Origin of the sequence: Flavobacterium sp. ACAM 123 (genome assembly GCF_000264055.1) — a bacterium.
Taxonomy (GTDB): domain Bacteria; phylum Bacteroidota; class Bacteroidia; order Flavobacteriales; family Flavobacteriaceae; genus Flavobacterium.
In genome coordinates this window covers 18,878-34,454 of the sequence record NZ_AJXL01000038.1, presented here as the reverse complement: position 1 = coordinate 34,454, position 15,577 = coordinate 18,878, and the positions used below count along the sequence as shown (strand labels likewise).

Annotated in this window: 13 protein-coding genes, 1 tRNA gene and 1 pseudogene; 4 read left to right on the top strand and 11 right to left on the bottom strand. The window is 34.7% G+C overall.

The features are described from left to right. From A3SG_RS21580 to mce, 3 genes are all read right to left on the bottom strand, one after another. On the bottom strand, positions 1 to 193 hold a 193-nt coding region (locus A3SG_RS21580), incomplete at its 3' end, for a hypothetical protein (protein WP_157485380.1). Positions 194 to 401: 208 nt separating this feature from the next. After that, positions 402 to 475 (bottom strand) — tRNA-Ile (locus A3SG_RS0108930). 141 nt (positions 476 to 616) lie between these two features. Next, complete coding sequence (gene mce / locus A3SG_RS0108925; protein WP_016989686.1) at positions 617 to 1,018, bottom strand: methylmalonyl-CoA epimerase; 402 nt, start codon at positions 1,016 to 1,018, stop codon at positions 617 to 619. 222 nt (positions 1,019 to 1,240) lie between these two features. Between mce and A3SG_RS0108920 the strand changes: the two genes are divergently transcribed. Continuing rightward, positions 1,241 to 2,893 carry an Ig-like domain-containing protein gene (locus tag A3SG_RS0108920; protein WP_016989685.1) on the top strand — a complete coding sequence of 551 codons (1,653 nt, stop codon included), beginning with the start codon at positions 1,241 to 1,243 and terminating at the stop codon, positions 2,891 to 2,893. Positions 2,894 to 2,902: 9 nt separating this feature from the next. Here the strand turns inward: A3SG_RS0108920 and A3SG_RS0108915 are convergent, their stop codons facing one another. The 5 genes and pseudogenes from A3SG_RS0108915 to A3SG_RS0108895 form a co-directional block, all read right to left on the bottom strand. Then, on the bottom strand, positions 2,903 to 3,670 hold the full coding sequence (locus A3SG_RS0108915; RefSeq protein ID WP_016989684.1) for a nitrilase family protein: 768 nt from the start codon (positions 3,668 to 3,670) through the stop codon (positions 2,903 to 2,905). Between the two features lie 268 nt (positions 3,671 to 3,938). Continuing rightward, positions 3,939 to 4,685: a succinate dehydrogenase/fumarate reductase iron-sulfur subunit gene (locus A3SG_RS0108910; RefSeq protein ID WP_016989683.1), complete on the bottom strand. Its 747-nt coding sequence runs from the start codon at positions 4,683 to 4,685 to the stop codon at positions 3,939 to 3,941. A gap of 76 nt (positions 4,686 to 4,761) precedes the next feature. Further along, positions 4,762 to 6,763: pseudogene (locus tag A3SG_RS19485) on the bottom strand (fumarate reductase/succinate dehydrogenase flavoprotein subunit). Between the two features lie 12 nt (positions 6,764 to 6,775). Then, on the bottom strand, positions 6,776 to 7,441 hold the full coding sequence (locus A3SG_RS0108900; protein ID WP_016989682.1) for a succinate dehydrogenase cytochrome b subunit: 666 nt from the start codon (positions 7,439 to 7,441) through the stop codon (positions 6,776 to 6,778). A 313-nt stretch (positions 7,442 to 7,754) separates the two neighbouring features. After that, on the bottom strand, positions 7,755 to 9,236 hold the full coding sequence (locus A3SG_RS0108895; RefSeq protein WP_016989681.1) for a helix-turn-helix domain-containing protein: 1,482 nt from the start codon (positions 9,234 to 9,236) through the stop codon (positions 7,755 to 7,757). 677 nt (positions 9,237 to 9,913) lie between these two features. On the opposite strand from A3SG_RS0108895, the gene A3SG_RS0108885 reads away from it, so the two are divergent. Beyond that, positions 9,914 to 11,206, top strand: a complete 1,293-nt coding sequence (locus A3SG_RS0108885) for an aminopeptidase P family protein (RefSeq protein ID WP_016989679.1) — start codon at positions 9,914 to 9,916, stop codon at positions 11,204 to 11,206. Positions 11,207 to 11,552: 346 nt separating this feature from the next. Next, positions 11,553 to 12,353, top strand: a complete 801-nt coding sequence (locus A3SG_RS0108880; protein ID WP_029596700.1) for a TIGR00266 family protein — start codon at positions 11,553 to 11,555, stop codon at positions 12,351 to 12,353. Positions 12,354 to 12,462: 109 nt separating this feature from the next. Here the strand turns inward: A3SG_RS0108880 and A3SG_RS21200 are convergent, their stop codons facing one another. Further along, entirely contained in the window at positions 12,463 to 13,695 is a 1,233-nt protein-coding gene (locus A3SG_RS21200; protein ID WP_016989677.1) for an AbiH family protein, read from the bottom strand. A gap of 127 nt (positions 13,696 to 13,822) precedes the next feature. On the opposite strand from A3SG_RS21200, the gene A3SG_RS0108870 reads away from it, so the two are divergent. Beyond that, positions 13,823 to 14,605 (top strand): alpha/beta fold hydrolase, encoded by a 783-nt coding sequence (locus A3SG_RS0108870; protein ID WP_016989676.1) that lies wholly within the window; start codon positions 13,823 to 13,825, stop codon positions 14,603 to 14,605. Here A3SG_RS0108870 and A3SG_RS0108865 read toward each other — a convergent pair. Continuing rightward, a complete protein-coding gene (locus A3SG_RS0108865; protein ID WP_016989675.1) occupies positions 14,579 to 15,271 on the bottom strand; it encodes an ATP-binding cassette domain-containing protein in 693 nt (230 codons plus the stop codon). The genes A3SG_RS0108870 and A3SG_RS0108865 overlap by 27 nt on opposite strands. Then, positions 15,268 to 15,567: a hypothetical protein gene (locus A3SG_RS0108860; RefSeq protein ID WP_016989674.1), complete on the bottom strand. Its 300-nt coding sequence runs from the start codon at positions 15,565 to 15,567 to the stop codon at positions 15,268 to 15,270. The genes A3SG_RS0108865 and A3SG_RS0108860 overlap by 4 nt, the downstream gene beginning before the upstream one ends. Positions 15,568 to 15,577: the final 10 nt, after the last annotated feature.

Below are 15,577 nucleotides of genomic sequence, written 5' to 3'. Positions count from 1 at the left end.
GTTTATAAATGATATAAATTCCAAATAACAACGCAATTATTACTAAAATCATACTGTTTTCATCAATAGATAATCCGGGAGGAGGAGGAGGAGGAGAAGGAGGAGGAGGATCATCTTGTGCCTGTACCTGCACTGTGGTCATAGACGACGCAAGCAACACCATTAATACATATCTCTTTGCAACAATCTTCATATCTTTCAAAAATAATAAATCAATTGGTTAAAAAGTAACACATGCTATTTATTCTTAATATTTACACGAAATCAACGACATTTATAAAATTAGCTACTTTCATAAAAATACAGATCTCTATATAAAGATACGTTTTTTAGACTCAATTTCACTTAATCAATAAAAACAAAACCCCTCAGAATAAATAACTTTGAGGGGTTTTTTTGTGTGGTCCCACCTGGGCTCGAACCAGGGACCACCTGATTATGAGTCAGGTGCTCTAACCAACTGAGCTATAGGACCGGCTAAGAGTGTGCAATATTACCACTATTTTTCTTTTACTGCAACTATTTTTATGTCGGATTTTTAATTCCTTCTATTATTAAACCATTTCAATTACAAAACTACTGATTATTAGAATTATAAACTTTCCAGTTTGGCAAATTATTTTATTTCCTGACACAACTCAATTAAAACACCATTAGTGCTTTTAGGATGTAAGAAGACTACCAACTTATTATCAGCTCCTTTTTTAGGAATTTCATTCAAAACAACAAAACCTTCTTTTTTCAGTCTTATAATTTCTTCCTCTATATTTTCTACGTCGAAGGCAATATGATGAATTCCTTCTCCTTTCTTTTTCAAAAATTTAGCGATAGGACTCTCCGGATTTGTCGCCGCTAAAAGTTCAATTTTATTTGGCCCGTTTTTAAAAAAAGAAGTGGTGACCCCTTCACTTTCGACTTCCTCGAACTTATAGGCCGCAGCTCCAAAAAGCTTTTCGAACAATAAATTTGAAACTTCTAAATCCTGTACAGCTATCCCTATGTGCTCTATCTTTCTCATTCTATAAATGTGCTACGTATTGTTACTTACAAAGTCAAATCCTCAAGCATAAATGATTTACACTTTTTCGCTATATCGGTTCGTAAAATTAAACATTAAAAACTAAAAAGACTCGGAACGACAACAAAAGTAAGCCGAATTCAATACCCATAATAATTTTATAAAAAGCTTCAATTTCATTAATTATAATTGTTATTTTGTAACTCCTAATACAAATTTGATATGTTGAAAAACAATTTAAAATATATTTCCCTGCTGCTGCTTGTCATTATAGTTAGTTGCGCAAAAAGAGGAACGATTACAGGTGGTTTAAAAGACAGTATTGCACCCATCTTAAAAGTGAGTTACCCTGAAAATTATAACACGAACTTTAAAGAAGATGAGATTAAATTAATCTTTGATGAAAACGTTAAACTCAAAAACCTAAACAAGCAATTGGTTATTTCACCACCTATGAAGTACGAACCAATAATTTCCCCTACATCCGCGACTAAAACGCTGTCGATAAAAATAAAAGACACCTTATTGCCCGACACAACCTATAGCTTCAACTTTGGTCAAAGCATCGCTGACAATAACGAGGGAAACCCTTATAATCAGTTTAAATACGTGTTTTCAACCGGTGATCACATTGACTCACTAGCTCTTGGCGGAAGAGTAAAAGATGCCTATGCCATCGAAGCAGAACCATTTATTTCCGTAATGCTATACGAAGTAAATGATGCTTTTAAAGATTCCATTATTTTTATGGAGAACCCGCGATACATAACAAATACACTGGATAGTTTAAAAACTTTCCGGCTAGAGAATTTAAAAGCGGGCAAATACTTGCTTGTTGCATTGAAAGACCTAAACAACAATAATAAGTTTGACCCCAAGAAAGAAAAGGTTGGATTTATCAAACATTTTATCACCATTCCTAATGATACCGTTTACGAGTTAGAGCTATTTAAAGAGACCCCCCCATTTAAAGCTTTTAAACCAATTCAAGCATCCGGAAATCGTTTGCTGATGAGCTACGAAGGAAACATGAAATCAGTAGACTCAAGGCCAAAAATAGTTGTAAAAAACAACACGACTACGATACCAACAATTATTACTCAATTTCCTAAAAAAGACTCCCTTCAAATATGGTATAAACCTATCAAAACGGACTCTTTAGTATTGACTGTTACCAAAGACAAATATCTAGGCAAGTTTACATCTAAAATTAAAGAACAAAAAAAAGACACTTTAAACATTACCGCACTTCAAAACGGCACTTTAAATTTTAGGGATCGCTATACTCTAGAAACAGCAACACCGCTAGTTCGCTTTGACAATTCAAAAATAAAACTTACCATTAAAGATTCCGTCACCGTAGCTTTCACGACCGAGTACAACGAATTCAACCAACAATTATTTTTTGATTTCAAGAAAGAGCCTTCAGAAAATTACAGTTTAACACTTTTACCAGGCGCCTTAACTGATTTTTTTGATATGTCAAATGATACTTTATCTTATAAATTCAACACAAAAAACACAGCTGATTACGGTAATCTACTGGTACAACTTCAAAATGTAAAATACTTCCCAGTTATCGTTGAATTAACTAACAAAACAGGAGATATCATCGCTTCAGAATATAGCGAAAACAGCACCACCATTGACTTTAATTTATTAGAGCCCAAATTATTCACCCTTCGCCTTATTTATGACAAAAACAAAAACAAAGCCTACGACACCGGTAATTATCTAGAAAAAAATTATGCCGAAGAAGTAATTTATTTTTCAAAAGATATAGATGTTCGCGCTAATTGGGATGTAGAACAGATTTTTGATTTAAGTATTCCTTACACCCCAGAACCAAAAAATAAATTGGACAAAAAGAACTAATAGTGTTTTCTAACCCTTAATTTCAAAAACATCTTTATCACTTAAAAAGTCAAGCTTCTGACGCACTTCAAGCATTTTTGATTTATCTAAAGTAGCAAGTAGAACCCCCTCCGTCTCCTTTGGCTCTATCACATAAACGCCCAAGTAATCAACAAGCTGTGAGTGACCGGTATATTCATACCCATTATCGTCCTCTCCCACTCTATTTACACCAATGGCATAACTCATATTTTCTATGGCACGCGCTTTAATAAGGGTATCCCAAGCATTAATTCTAGTTTTTGGCCAGCTAGCTACGTAGATAAGTAAATCGTAATCATCTGTATTTCTGGAAAAAACTGGAAATCGTAAATCATAACATACAAAAGGACAAATTTTCCATCCTAAATAATCCACAATTAATTTTTGAGTTCCTCTTGTATAGACCTTGTCTTCACCCGATAGTGTAAATAAATGCCTTTTATCATAATGTTGAATTTCTCCTGAAGGAAAAACAAATACCATACGGTTATAATAATTAGCGTTTTCTTCAATCACGATACTTCCTGTTATTGCCGCGTTTTTGGCTTTCGCCAAAGATTGCAGCCACAATATCGTTTCGCCTTGCATCGTCTCTGCAACAGCGCTTGGATTCATTGTAAAACCAGTACTAAACATTTCAGGAAGCACTATTAAATCAACGGCGCCAAGAATCGTATTTATTTCGGCTTCAAAATAGGTTCTATTTTCCTTAGGGTTTTCCCAAATTATTAAGGCTTGAATTAAGGCTACTTTCATAATTGTTGATTTTGATAAAGATAAAAAAATAGTCTTCTTAACAATATGTAGATTTCAAATTTTGTAAAACAAAAAATTTTAGAATGCTAGAATCCTTGGATGAGGGATAGAAGTGAAAATCCGTTTATGCAATGAGATAAAAGATTGAAGCGTATAGCCCGTCCTTGTATCGTCATTTTTGAAGAGACAGAGGACAGCCCATAATCAAAGAAAACGCACCCAAATGAATGAATGCGTTTTTTTATATATAAGACACTATTAATCTAAATTATCCTTTTAAGCTTGCACTCAAATACTCTCTGTTCATACGAGCGATGTTTTCTAAAGAAATTCCTTTAGGACATTCTACTTCACAAGCTCCTGTATTTGTACAGTTACCAAAACCTTCTGCATCCATTTGACTTACCATATTTAGCACACGATCAGTCGCTTCAATTCTACCTTGAGGCAATAATGCATATTGAGATACTTTTGCCGCAACAAACAACATCGCTGATGAGTTTTTACAACTAGCAACACAAGCACCACAACCAATACAAGTAGCCGCATCAAAAGCAGAATCAGCATCTTCTTTGTTAATCGGAATTGAATTTGCATCAACAGGATTACCTGAAGTATTGACAGATATAAAACCTCCTGCGTGTTGAATTCTATCAAATGCGCTTCTATCAACAACTAAATCTTTTACCACTGGAAATGCAGCTGCACGGAAGGGCTCGATTGTGATCGTATCTCCATCGTTAAACATACGCATATGCAATTGACAAGTGGTCACACCTCTATCTGGTCCGTGTGCCTCTCCGTTAATATACAAAGAACACATTCCGCAAATTCCTTCGCGGCAGTCATGATCAAATGAAACTGGCTGTCCTCCTTTGTTACTTAGATCCTCATTAAATACGTCAAGCATTTCAAGAAATGACATATCCGGCTCAATTCCATCGATTTGATAATCGACCATTGCTCCTTTATCTTGGGCGTTTTTTTGACGCCATATTTTTAATTTAAGTTTCATATTTTTTAATTTTGAAATTAGCAAATCTAATACCTACATCCCTTCGACCGTACGGCACTCTAGGTTTAGCTAATTACTATTTATAACTACGAGTTACCAATTTAACATTATCAAAAACCAACGCTTCTTTATGTAAAACAGCATCACTTGGTTTTCCTTTGTACTCCCATGCAGCTACATAAGCAAAGTTCTCATCATCACGCGTTGCTTCTCCATCTGCCGTTTGATATTCTTCACGGAAGTGACCTCCACAAGATTCATTACGGTGCAATGCATCCTTAGCAAACAACTCTCCCAATTCAAGAAAATCTGCAACACGAGCTGCTTTTTCTAATTCTTGGTTGAATCCTTTATCCGTTCCCGGTACTTTTACGTCTTTGTAAAACTCTTCACGTAAAGCAGCGATTTCTACGATCGCCTCGTTTAATCCTTCAGCATTCCTAGCCATCCCAACTTTATCCCACATTATTTTTCCTAATTTCCTGTGGAAATAGTCCACAGAATGTGTTCCGTTGTTGTTCATGAATTTTTCAATCTGCTCTATCACTCCTTTTTCTGCCGCCTCAAACTCTGGAGAATCTGTAGGTATTGGTCCCATTTTAATGTCTGGTGATAAATAATCTCCTATAGTATAAGGAAGAACAAAATAACCATCTGCTAAGCCTTGCATCAAGGCCGAAGCCCCTAGTCTGTTTGCTCCGTGATCTGAAAAGTTTGATTCTCCAATAGAGAAACAACCTGGAATTGTTGTTTGTAAATTATAATCAACCCAAGTTCCACCCATCGTATAATGTACCGCAGGGTAAATCATCATTGGAGTTTTGTATGGATCTTCATCTACAATCTTGTAATACATTTGAAACAGGTTACCATATTTGTTAGCAACTATCGCAGCCCCTAATTCTATGATAAGTTTTTCATCACTCGCATCTAATCCTTTTATATAGGCTTGCTCTTTTCCGTAGCGCTGTATTGCGGCAGCAAAATCTAAATAAACCGCTTCTCCTGTTTTATTAACCCCAAAACCGGCATCACTTCTTTCTTTTGCAGCACGAGAAGCAACATCACGAGGAACAAGATTCCCAAAAGAAGGATATCTTCTCTCTAAATAATAATCTCTATCTTCTTCAGATAATTCTGTTGGTTTTTTCTTCCCATCACGAATCGCTTGTGCATCTTCTAGTTTAGCAGGAACCCAGATACGACCGTCATTACGCAATGATTCTGACATCAAAGTCAGTTTCGATTGATGATCTCCTGAAACAGGGATGCAGGTGGGGTGAATCTGTGTATAACAAGGATTTGCAAAAAAAGCTCCTTTTTTGTTGTATTTTCCAAGCTGCTGTCGCGTTACTTCCCATTGCATTGGTTGATAGAAAAAATACGTTTCCATATCCTCCTGAAGCAATTACTACTGCATGAGCAGAATGTCTTTCAATTTCACCAGTAACCAAGTTACGAGCGATAATACCTCTTGCTTTTCCATTCACGATAACTAAATCAAGCATTTCGTGACGGTGGTGCATTTTTATTTTTCCACGTCCTATCTGACGGTTCATTGCAGAGTAAGCTCCTAAAAGTAACTGTTGCCCAGTTTGCCCTTTTGCATAAAAGGTTCTCGAAACAAGCGTCCCTCCAAAAGAGCGATTATCTAACAAACCTCCATACTCACGTGCCAACGGAACCCCTTGAGATACGCACTGATCAATGATGTTAGCAGAAACTTCGGCAAGACGATGTACGTTTGATTCACGTGCACGATAATCCCCTCCTTTTACGGTCTCATAAAACAACCTAAAAACGGAATCTCCGTCACCTTGGTAGTTTTTTGCTGCGTTAATTCCACCTTGTGCTGCAATAGAGTGCGCGCGACGTGGTGAATCTTGGAAACAGAAAGATTTTACGTTATATCCTAATTCTGCTAATGTTGCGGAAGCAGAACCTCCAGCTAATCCAGTTCCAACAACGATAACATCAAGGTTTCGTTTGTTAGCAGGATTAACAAGATTAATGTGATTTTTATAATTTGTCCATTTGTCCGAAATCGGACCATTTGGAATTTTTGAGTCTAATGCCATTATAATTGAATATTAATGATTGAAATGATGAAATAATGCAATGAAAATGAACCCTACTGGAATCACAATTGCATAAGCATATCCTAATTTGTGTAGTGCTTTCGAATATTTATTATTGAAACCAACTGACTGCATTGAAGAATTAAAACCATGCAATAAGTGCAATGACAAAAGTACAAATGATACACAGTAGATTGCGGTACGCACTGGACTTTCAAATTTCTCCGCTAATTCATGGAAATATCTTGTTGAATCCAGCGGATTTACTTCAACGTATTTGTAAACCATTTCTGGCACCCAGAAGTCATAAAAATGAAGTCCCAAAAAGGCTAAAATAACTGAACCTGATAAAATCATATTTCTTGAAAACCAAGATGAATTAGCTCCTCCATTATTTTTAACATAAGCTATCGGTCTTGCTTTCCTATTCTTGTAATCCAAAACAAATCCCATGATAAAATGAAAAACAACACCTACGATTAAAATTGGCTGGATTACATATTGAACTAGGGGATTGTTACCCATAAAATGGGATAGTAAATTAAAAGTATCAGGACTAAATACCGAAGTAATATTAATGAAAAAATGCTGTGCTAAGAACAGCATTAAAAAAATTCCTGAAAGCGCCATAGCCACTTTTTTAGCTATCGACGACTTCAATAATGCAGATTGTGCCATAAGATTTAATAATTTGTTTTACGAATAGTACAAAATTACAGCAAATTGACTGCAACTACAACCTTTTCGCCCTTATTTATAATGATTTTAAAGTATATTTTTTTTGAAATTGGGGCACTCATAAAACCCTTAAATAAAACATTTACAACTAGTTAGAATATTTTACTTTCTTTTTAAATTATTTTTAAAATAGCAGATTATAACAAAAACATATTTAATCTAATTTTTCCTGGACTTCAAAGACCCTAATCCCTCACAAACTAAAAAAACCATATTTACCAATAATCGAAATAATAACACTCATTTGGGTCTACTAACTAAATTTAGTCATGTATTTTTGAACAATAAGATCCGTATTTTCATTTCGGGTTTTGAGCTCTAATTGAATTGGAGCCGAAGCTCTTTCTTCACAGTTTTTTACTGCGCAAGTTTCACAAGTCACGCCGACAATTTGTTTTTTAATAGACTTATTATCTATAAATTTTATTTTTTTCTTCACACTCGCAGAAATCAAAATCCCCACAGAAATGCTTCTCAAGCAATCTTTTTTGAAAGGATCTTCGGTCGCTGATGAAAAAACAAAAAACTCATTACCGCTGTTTTCATACCTCGAAATTTGTGCATCAAAATAATGACTACTATTCCGTATTATGGCTTGCTCGATTGTTTTAACAGATATCCACCGGCGGCAATAATGCTCGTTCATTTCATTGGCATGCGGCTCCTGCTGATTGGTGATATGCAACTCCTTTTTAATCTGATAGGTATCTGCTCCTCGTTTATGCGATAACCGAAGGAAAAATATGTTTTTTAACTGGAAATCTTTTGGTAAAATATTTGTTAATCGTTGGTAAAATGATTCCGGAGATACGTTAAACTTGCCCATTAACTCCACCATTTCTTGTGGCTTCGGATTGGTTTTAACCAAGAATAAATTTAACTCGCTGACCAATTGTTTTCTTGGAATTAACAGTGCACCAGCAAAGTAAGAAGCATAAAAATTATTTAAGACCTGATCAAAATTATCAAATTTAATCCAACTAAAAGTGTAAAGTCTTTCGGTAATTTCCAGGTAATTATAAGCAATTTCTTTAGCTAGAATAAACGCCTTTTGTTGTTGATCGATATCCATTGAAAGCAATAAGGTTTTGCTCTTTGGAACGTATATAGACCGTAAATCTCCTAACTCTTCTTGCTCTGAAAAAGCAATTTCTTGAATCTTATAGCCATATTCTTCTTTTAATACAGCAGTCAAGTCTTCTATTGAAATCTTAGTGTTTATATTTATTTGGAATGCTTTTGAGAAGTCCAACACTTTCTGTTCCAGATCCTCAAAATAATTGTTATGTGCCTCTTGATACGAGCGCAAAGCGGCCAGGAAAAAGCTTTCTCTAGTTAAATTATAGTGTTGCGCTATCTCGATAATCGTGCTGATAAAAGCATTTACTTTTGCCGGAGCATTAGCGATGATATCAATAAGGTCATTTTCTTGGATTCCAAAAATATCTAAAGGGATTTCCTTAAGAATTCCCGATTTTAAGATTTCGCCAATAGGCGCCAGATTATTATCCAACTTCAAAGAGACCATCTGATCGTAGGATACATCCAGCTTTTCTGATAAAAGAATAATTTTATCGGTCTTTGGATATTTTTTCCCTTTTTCAATTTCGTTCAAATACGATTTTGAAAGATCAGTGATTTTGGCTAAGCCAAATAACGATAAATTTTTATTAGTACGGGCTTGTTTTAGCTTAAGCCCAAAAATCAACTTTATATATTCTTTTTCTACAGCCATGTGAAGATACTATTTGTCTTTGTAAAAGAATCTTTATTTTGAAAAAAATAGCAGACAATAACATTGCTTTTCCCTTACGTTCCTTTCATTTTTTCAAAGATACGCTAAAAAAGAAAAATGACACAAAAAAGGGTTTTGCATCTTTCTCGAACGTTCGCTTTTTTTACGAAAAACATTTCGTACATTTTTTATAAAAATCGAATTGTAACGGCGCTACCAGAACAAAACAATCGAAAATTTATTAGACTTACGAATAGAAAGAAAGAGCCTTCCAAAAAAAACCGATTTCAAAGAGATATACATTTAAATTTCGTTAGAATGACCAATTCTCACGCTAACAAAAACACCGCAACCGCGAGACATCATCTACAATTGCCATGAAAAACGCTAGAGAAGCTCCTCAGGTCTAAATAGTCTTTGTCCTACTTTTCCTAATTGCAGCTGCTGTTTGATCTAATATAGGTCAGATCTAACGGAGATATACCATGAAAACCCTCCAATTTCTATTGCTCTATATGGAGTACTTAATCGGTATTATGCCAAAAGCACATCAGTTTAAAAGTAAAGTTTTACATCACTATTATTTCTATTTTTTTATATAAAAAGGTACAACTCGCAACTAAAAACGATTAAATCTTAGTATTTTTGAGTCATTATAAAGATTAAATAGAAAAAACATGAAATACCATCAAATTGACCGTGACTTATTTATAAAAAACCGCAGTAAATTTATGGCTCAAATGAAGCCAAAAAGCGTTGCCGTTTTTAACTCTAATGATATTTATCCAATAGGAGCTGACAGCACAATGCCGTTTGAGCAGAGCCGCGATATTTTTTACTTAAGCGGCGTGGATCAGGAAGAGAGCATTTTATTATTGTTTCCTGACGCTCCATACGAACACCAAAAAGAAATATTATTTCTAAAAGAAACAAACGACCATATAGCTGTTTGGGAAGGTGAAAAACTAACCAAAGAACGAGCATTAGCCGTTACTGGGATAAAAACAGTGCATTGGCTGCAAGATTTTGAAAAAGTATTATTTGAAATGATGACTCATGCTGAGACTATTTATATCAACACGAATGAACATTACAGAGCAGCAGTAGAGACTGAAACACGCGAAGCGCGCTTTGTAAAATGGTGGAAAGAGAAATATCCGGCACATACCGTTGCAAAAAGTAATCCAATTTTACAACGCATTCGGTCTATAAAAGAAAGCGAAGAACTAGACCTAATACAACAAGCATGTACCATTACCGAAAAAGGATTCAGAAGAGTCTTGTCTTTCGTGAAACCTAATGTGATGGAGTACGAAATCGAAGCTGAATTTATCTATGAATTTACGCGCAACCGCTCTAAAGGTTTTGCCTACACGCCAATTATTGGTTCAGGAAACAATGCTAACGTATTGCACTATATTGAAAACAACCAACAATGTAAATCAGGTGATTTAATCTTAATTGATGCTGGTGCCGAGTACGCAAATTACTCTAGTGATATGACCCGTACCATTCCAGTTTCAGGGAAATACAATGACCGACAAAAGGCAGTTTACAATGCCGTTTTACGCGTTAAAAATGAGGCTACTAAAATGCTTGTTCCAGGAACACTTTGGAAACAATACCATATCGAAGTGGGTAAATTAATGACTTCAGAGCTACTTGGATTAGGCCTGCTCGACAAAGCTGACGTGAAAAACGAAAACCCAGAATGGCCTGCTTATAAAAAATATTTCATGCACGGAACATCTCACCATATGGGACTAGACACCCACGATTACGGAATCCTGACTGAACCCATGCAAGCCAATATGGTTTTCACCGTAGAACCGGGAATTTATATTCCTGCTGAAGGTTTTGGAATTCGTCTCGAAGACGATGTCGTAATTCAAGGAAGCGGCGAACCATTCAACTTGATGCGCAACATTCCTATTGAAGTCGATGAAATTGAAGAACTAATGCACGCATAATGCTTTAAAATATTTAAAACAGGCAGTTTAGAGCAATCTAAGCTGCTTTTTTTAGCAGAAATTTTTTTTTTAAACAAAGTTTCATCCTGCTGTGCGTTATATATCTTGTAGCGTTAGCACTTCACAAGGTGATATCAATGCCATCAGGACTCCATAATGCCTGTATTTTCAAAAGAACCAAAATCTTAAATTAAGTATAAAACTGTAACTTTAACAGTAATCAGCAAACTTATTAAAATAGTTAAAAGACCATAAAGGCATTAAGAGAAATTAAGTGTAGATTCTTAAACAAACTTAATGCCTAAATGGTTAAAAAACTCCAATAAAAACCCAAAACATGGAAATTATGCAAGCACACGAAATAGACTACCAGATATTTGGCGAAGAAATGCAATACGTAGAAATCGAACTAGATCCGCAAGAAATTGTTATTGCTGAGGCTGGCAGTTTTATGATGATGGATAACAACATCCAGATGGAAACTATTTTTGGCGATGGCTCAGAACAAAAATCTGGTATCTTCGGCCAGCTTTTAAATGCCGGTAAAAGGGTTCTGACGGGCGAAAGCTTATTCATGACCGCCTTCATCAATCAAGATAATGCAAAAGGAAAGGTGTCTTTTGCGGCTCCTTATCCTGGAAAAATTCTACCCATAGATTTAACTGAATTTCAAGGAAAATTCATCTGTCAAAAAAGCTCCTTTCTTTGTGCAGCCAAGGGCGTATCTGTTGGAATTGAATTCTCTAAAAAACTAGGTCGTGGATTCTTTGGCGGCGAAGGCTTCATCATGCAAAAAATCGAAGGCGACGGAATGGCATTTGTACACTCTGGCGGAACCTTGGCAAAAAAAGAATTAAGAGTAGGCGAAGTCCTAAAAGTAGATACCGGTTGCATCGTGGGATTCACTAAAGATGTCGATTACGACATTGAATTCATTGGCGGCATAAAGAACTCGATTTTTGGAGGAGAAGGTCTGTTCTATGCCACTCTTCGAGGACCTGGTACCGTGTACGTACAATCTTTACCTTTCAGCAGACTCGCCGATAGAATTATCGCTTCAGCACCTAAAGCAGGTGGAAATAGCCGCGGCGAAGGAAGCGTACTGGGCGGATTAGGAAATTTACTGGATGGAGATAATAGATTTTAAAATTTAACTATTCCATTTCAATCCAACCGCAAACTTGTCATCCTGACAAAGGAAGGATCTTATCAAAATAATTAACAAATACCTTCGGCTTTCTGAAATGGAAGCCGTTTTATTTTTTAGGCATTTGGATCTGAGGTAAAGGTTGACAAAGTGTTTTATTGACAATTTTCTCCCTCATTAACTTCTTCTTATTAAAATGTCTCGAAATATTTTGAATGATTTCGGAATAATTATCTTTAATCACTTTTCCATTTAGGTCTATTGTTTCGTGATAAAAAACCTTTATAGAGCGGCAATTAATGTGTTCAAAGACGGTATTTAACAATGTTCTATCTGATAACCCACAAGAATGTCCTAATATCAAAACTTGAAATTTATCCATATCAATATAATCTAGTAAGGTTTTATAATTAGAGTTTTGTAAATATTGGAATGACTTAAAATTCTTTAAATACTCATTGTCATCTAAATTTTCAATTATCTTATAATCTTCATCCATTTCGTCTCCAAATCCAAAATTGATTCTATTGTTGTTGTCATCTAACCTTCCGTGAATTTGTATGTTTTCTACATTTCCATAATTCCTGCCTTCACCATGTTCCTTAGTGAGACTATGATAGCTATCAATAGTTTTAGTATAATTAAAATTTAAAAAGCGAGTGTTTATTCCCTTTCTCTTATTTAAAGTATAGTCCTTATAAAATTCTCTTAATTCATCTTGATCTTGACTAGGGAATTCTAAATAATGATCATGAGTTCTTTTATTAATTTTAAGCAAATCAGAAATAGGTGCTATTCTTTTATTACTCTCAATTATTTTATCCTTTAAATACTTTTCCAGCAAGTTTTTTATTTGTTCAAACTCTTTGTTCAGTTTTATTATTTTCCCTTTCCGCGAGATTTCAAACTCTTCTTCATCCACTAATTTATTAGCCAGTTTTAAATTTACAACAACTTTCACTAGCCTATAATATTCATTTTCTATATCAACCCAATTCTGAATTAGTTTTTTATTAATGAGTCTAAAAAATTCGTTTTTATAAATAAGGACATGCTCTCTTGGATATTTACCCGTTTGAATATCATTTCCATATTCGATGTAAATTTCAGCTTCAGAAAATTTAATTTTCTCATCATATTGCATAATAAAATTAGCCAATCCTTCTAAACTTTCTACTTGCTCAAATTTAAAACCTAACGCCATATTTTGAAATGAAATAAACTCGTCATTGTGACTTGAGCCCTTTACAGACTTCCAATAATCATCAATAAAATCTTTATAAGAAGTCGGCAATCCATGCGCTAAATCAAATCCATTTCCAATAATAACAAGTCTGTTCATCTTTAAAAAATTGCTTCTCTCAAATATACTATTTTTAATATAAGAAAAGTTGTAAAAACTTATATCAACTTATATGACTTATATGGTTTAAAAAAAATTAAAGCCCTAATTTTGTAAAAAAACTTCCTTGAAACAAATTCAGTTTAAAAATACAACCGTCTCTTATTCTGATATCGGAAAAGGCACCTCTATCGTCCTGCTTCATGGTTTCCTAGAAAACCAAAGCATGTGGGATAAGTACATTACGACTTTTTCAAAAAAAAACCGCATAATCACAATTGATTTATTGGGTCATGGGGAAACAGAATGTTTAGGCTATGTGCATACGATGGAAGACAATGCTGACGCTGTGCATGCCGTTTTAGCGGAGTTACGGATACGTAAAGTAATTCTGGTAGGACATTCGATGGGCGGTTACGTTGCTTTGGCCTTTGCCGAATTGTACCCTGAATATGTAAAAGGTATAGCTTTACTAAATTCAACAGCTAGGGCAGATAGCGAAGAACGAAGAGTGAATAGAGATCGCGCTATTCGCGCCGTAAAACAATCTTTTATAAATTTTATATCGCTTTCTATTGCCAATCTATTTAGCGAAGGAAACCGAGAAAGACTAGTTAACGAAATTGAAAGCGTAAAGAACAAAGCGCTAAAAACACCGCTACAAGGTATCGTAGCTTCTCTTGAAGGAATGAAGATTAGAAATGATCGTGAAGTGTTATTGCATCTTACCACTTTTCCCAAATTACTGGTTCTTGGAGAAAAAGACCCCGTTTTACAGCACGATGAAACAAAACAGCAAGTGGAAAACACTAAAGTGCAGTTAGTTGTTTTTCCAGATGGACATATGAGTCCTATTGAAAACGAAATAGAATTAACAGCGGTGTTATTGAAGTTTTTTAAGGGTGTTTAAAAAATTACCATTTAAATATCCTCTATCAACTAGCTCCTCTTTACTTTTAATATGATGTAGCTTGCCGTCTTTCATTAGCATCAATTTTGTCGAAATCGAAATTACATTTTCATAATTATGATCTGTAATGAGAACACCTTTTCGTGTAGCGTTTTCTTTTATTAATTCATTTATTTTTTCAATCATAAGAGGTGATAACCCATTATAAGGCTCGTCCAAAAGAACAAATTTAGAAGGGTTACAAAGCACTAACTTGATTTCTAAATAACGTAATTCCCCACCTGACAACTGTGAAATTTTTCTATTGTTAATCGACTGGATCATCTCATCATTAAAAAAATCCTCCGTATGTTCCCTATTGATGGAAAGCGAAATAGCTTTTTTAACCGATAATTGATTCGGAATAAAATTATCTTGAGCCAGATAACTAATTTCATTAAATAAATCACTGGTTTTAGTTTTTACCACTCCATCAATTCGCATAAACTTAAAATCAGCATCTTCAATTCCGAAGATGATTTTTAACAAGGTCGATTTTCCAGAACCATTTCGACCCAATAAACCTATAATGTCATTAGTTTCGCATTTCAAATATACATCTGAAAGAATGGATTGAGCATCATATCTTTTCTGTACGCTATCCACTTCTAAAATATGCTTTTTCAAAATAGCGTAGCGATAAAACTAAAGGTAAAACTTAATATAACAAGAAAAACAAAAGCACAACCCCACGCAGACAGCCAAAGCTCCTTTTTTGAAATGGCATTATTGTAGTAAAACAAATACTCGTTTTCAGAATTCAATTCCTTGACCGCTAAACTAACCGCAAAGCCAACAGTCAAAAAAGTGTATTTAAACGCAAATAGCCCTAAAAAGAGAATTGGCACCACACAAACAGCCAAGTTAATTACTAAGGTACTTTTAAAGAATTCAAATAGGTTATTTGCTTTTTGTAAAGTCATAATTTTTATC

Bases quoted from the DNA above. Each gene is read 5' to 3' on its own strand.
- A3SG_RS21200 (WP_016989677.1), bottom strand. From the start codon at position 13,695: ATGAACAGACTTGTTATTATTGGAAATGGATTTGATTTAGCGCATGGA.
- A3SG_RS0108885 (WP_016989679.1), top strand. From the start codon at position 9,914: ATGAAATACCATCAAATTGACCGTGACTTATTTATAAAAAACCGCAGT.
- A3SG_RS0108920 (WP_016989685.1), top strand. From the start codon at position 1,241: ATGTTGAAAAACAATTTAAAATATATTTCCCTGCTGCTGCTTGTCATT.
- A3SG_RS0108880 (WP_029596700.1), top strand. From the start codon at position 11,553: ATGCAAGCACACGAAATAGACTACCAGATATTTGGCGAAGAAATGCAA.
- A3SG_RS0108915 (WP_016989684.1), bottom strand. From the start codon at position 3,670: ATGAAAGTAGCCTTAATTCAAGCCTTAATAATTTGGGAAAACCCTAAG.
- A3SG_RS0108900 (WP_016989682.1), bottom strand. From the start codon at position 7,441: ATGGCACAATCTGCATTATTGAAGTCGTCGATAGCTAAAAAAGTGGCT.
- A3SG_RS0108860 (WP_016989674.1), bottom strand. From the start codon at position 15,567: ATGACTTTACAAAAAGCAAATAACCTATTTGAATTCTTTAAAAGTACC.
- mce (WP_016989686.1), bottom strand. From the start codon at position 1,018: ATGAGAAAGATAGAGCACATAGGGATAGCTGTACAGGATTTAGAAGTT.
- A3SG_RS0108895 (WP_016989681.1), bottom strand. From the start codon at position 9,236: ATGGCTGTAGAAAAAGAATATATAAAGTTGATTTTTGGGCTTAAGCTA.
- A3SG_RS0108910 (WP_016989683.1), bottom strand. From the start codon at position 4,685: ATGAAACTTAAATTAAAAATATGGCGTCAAAAAAACGCCCAAGATAAA.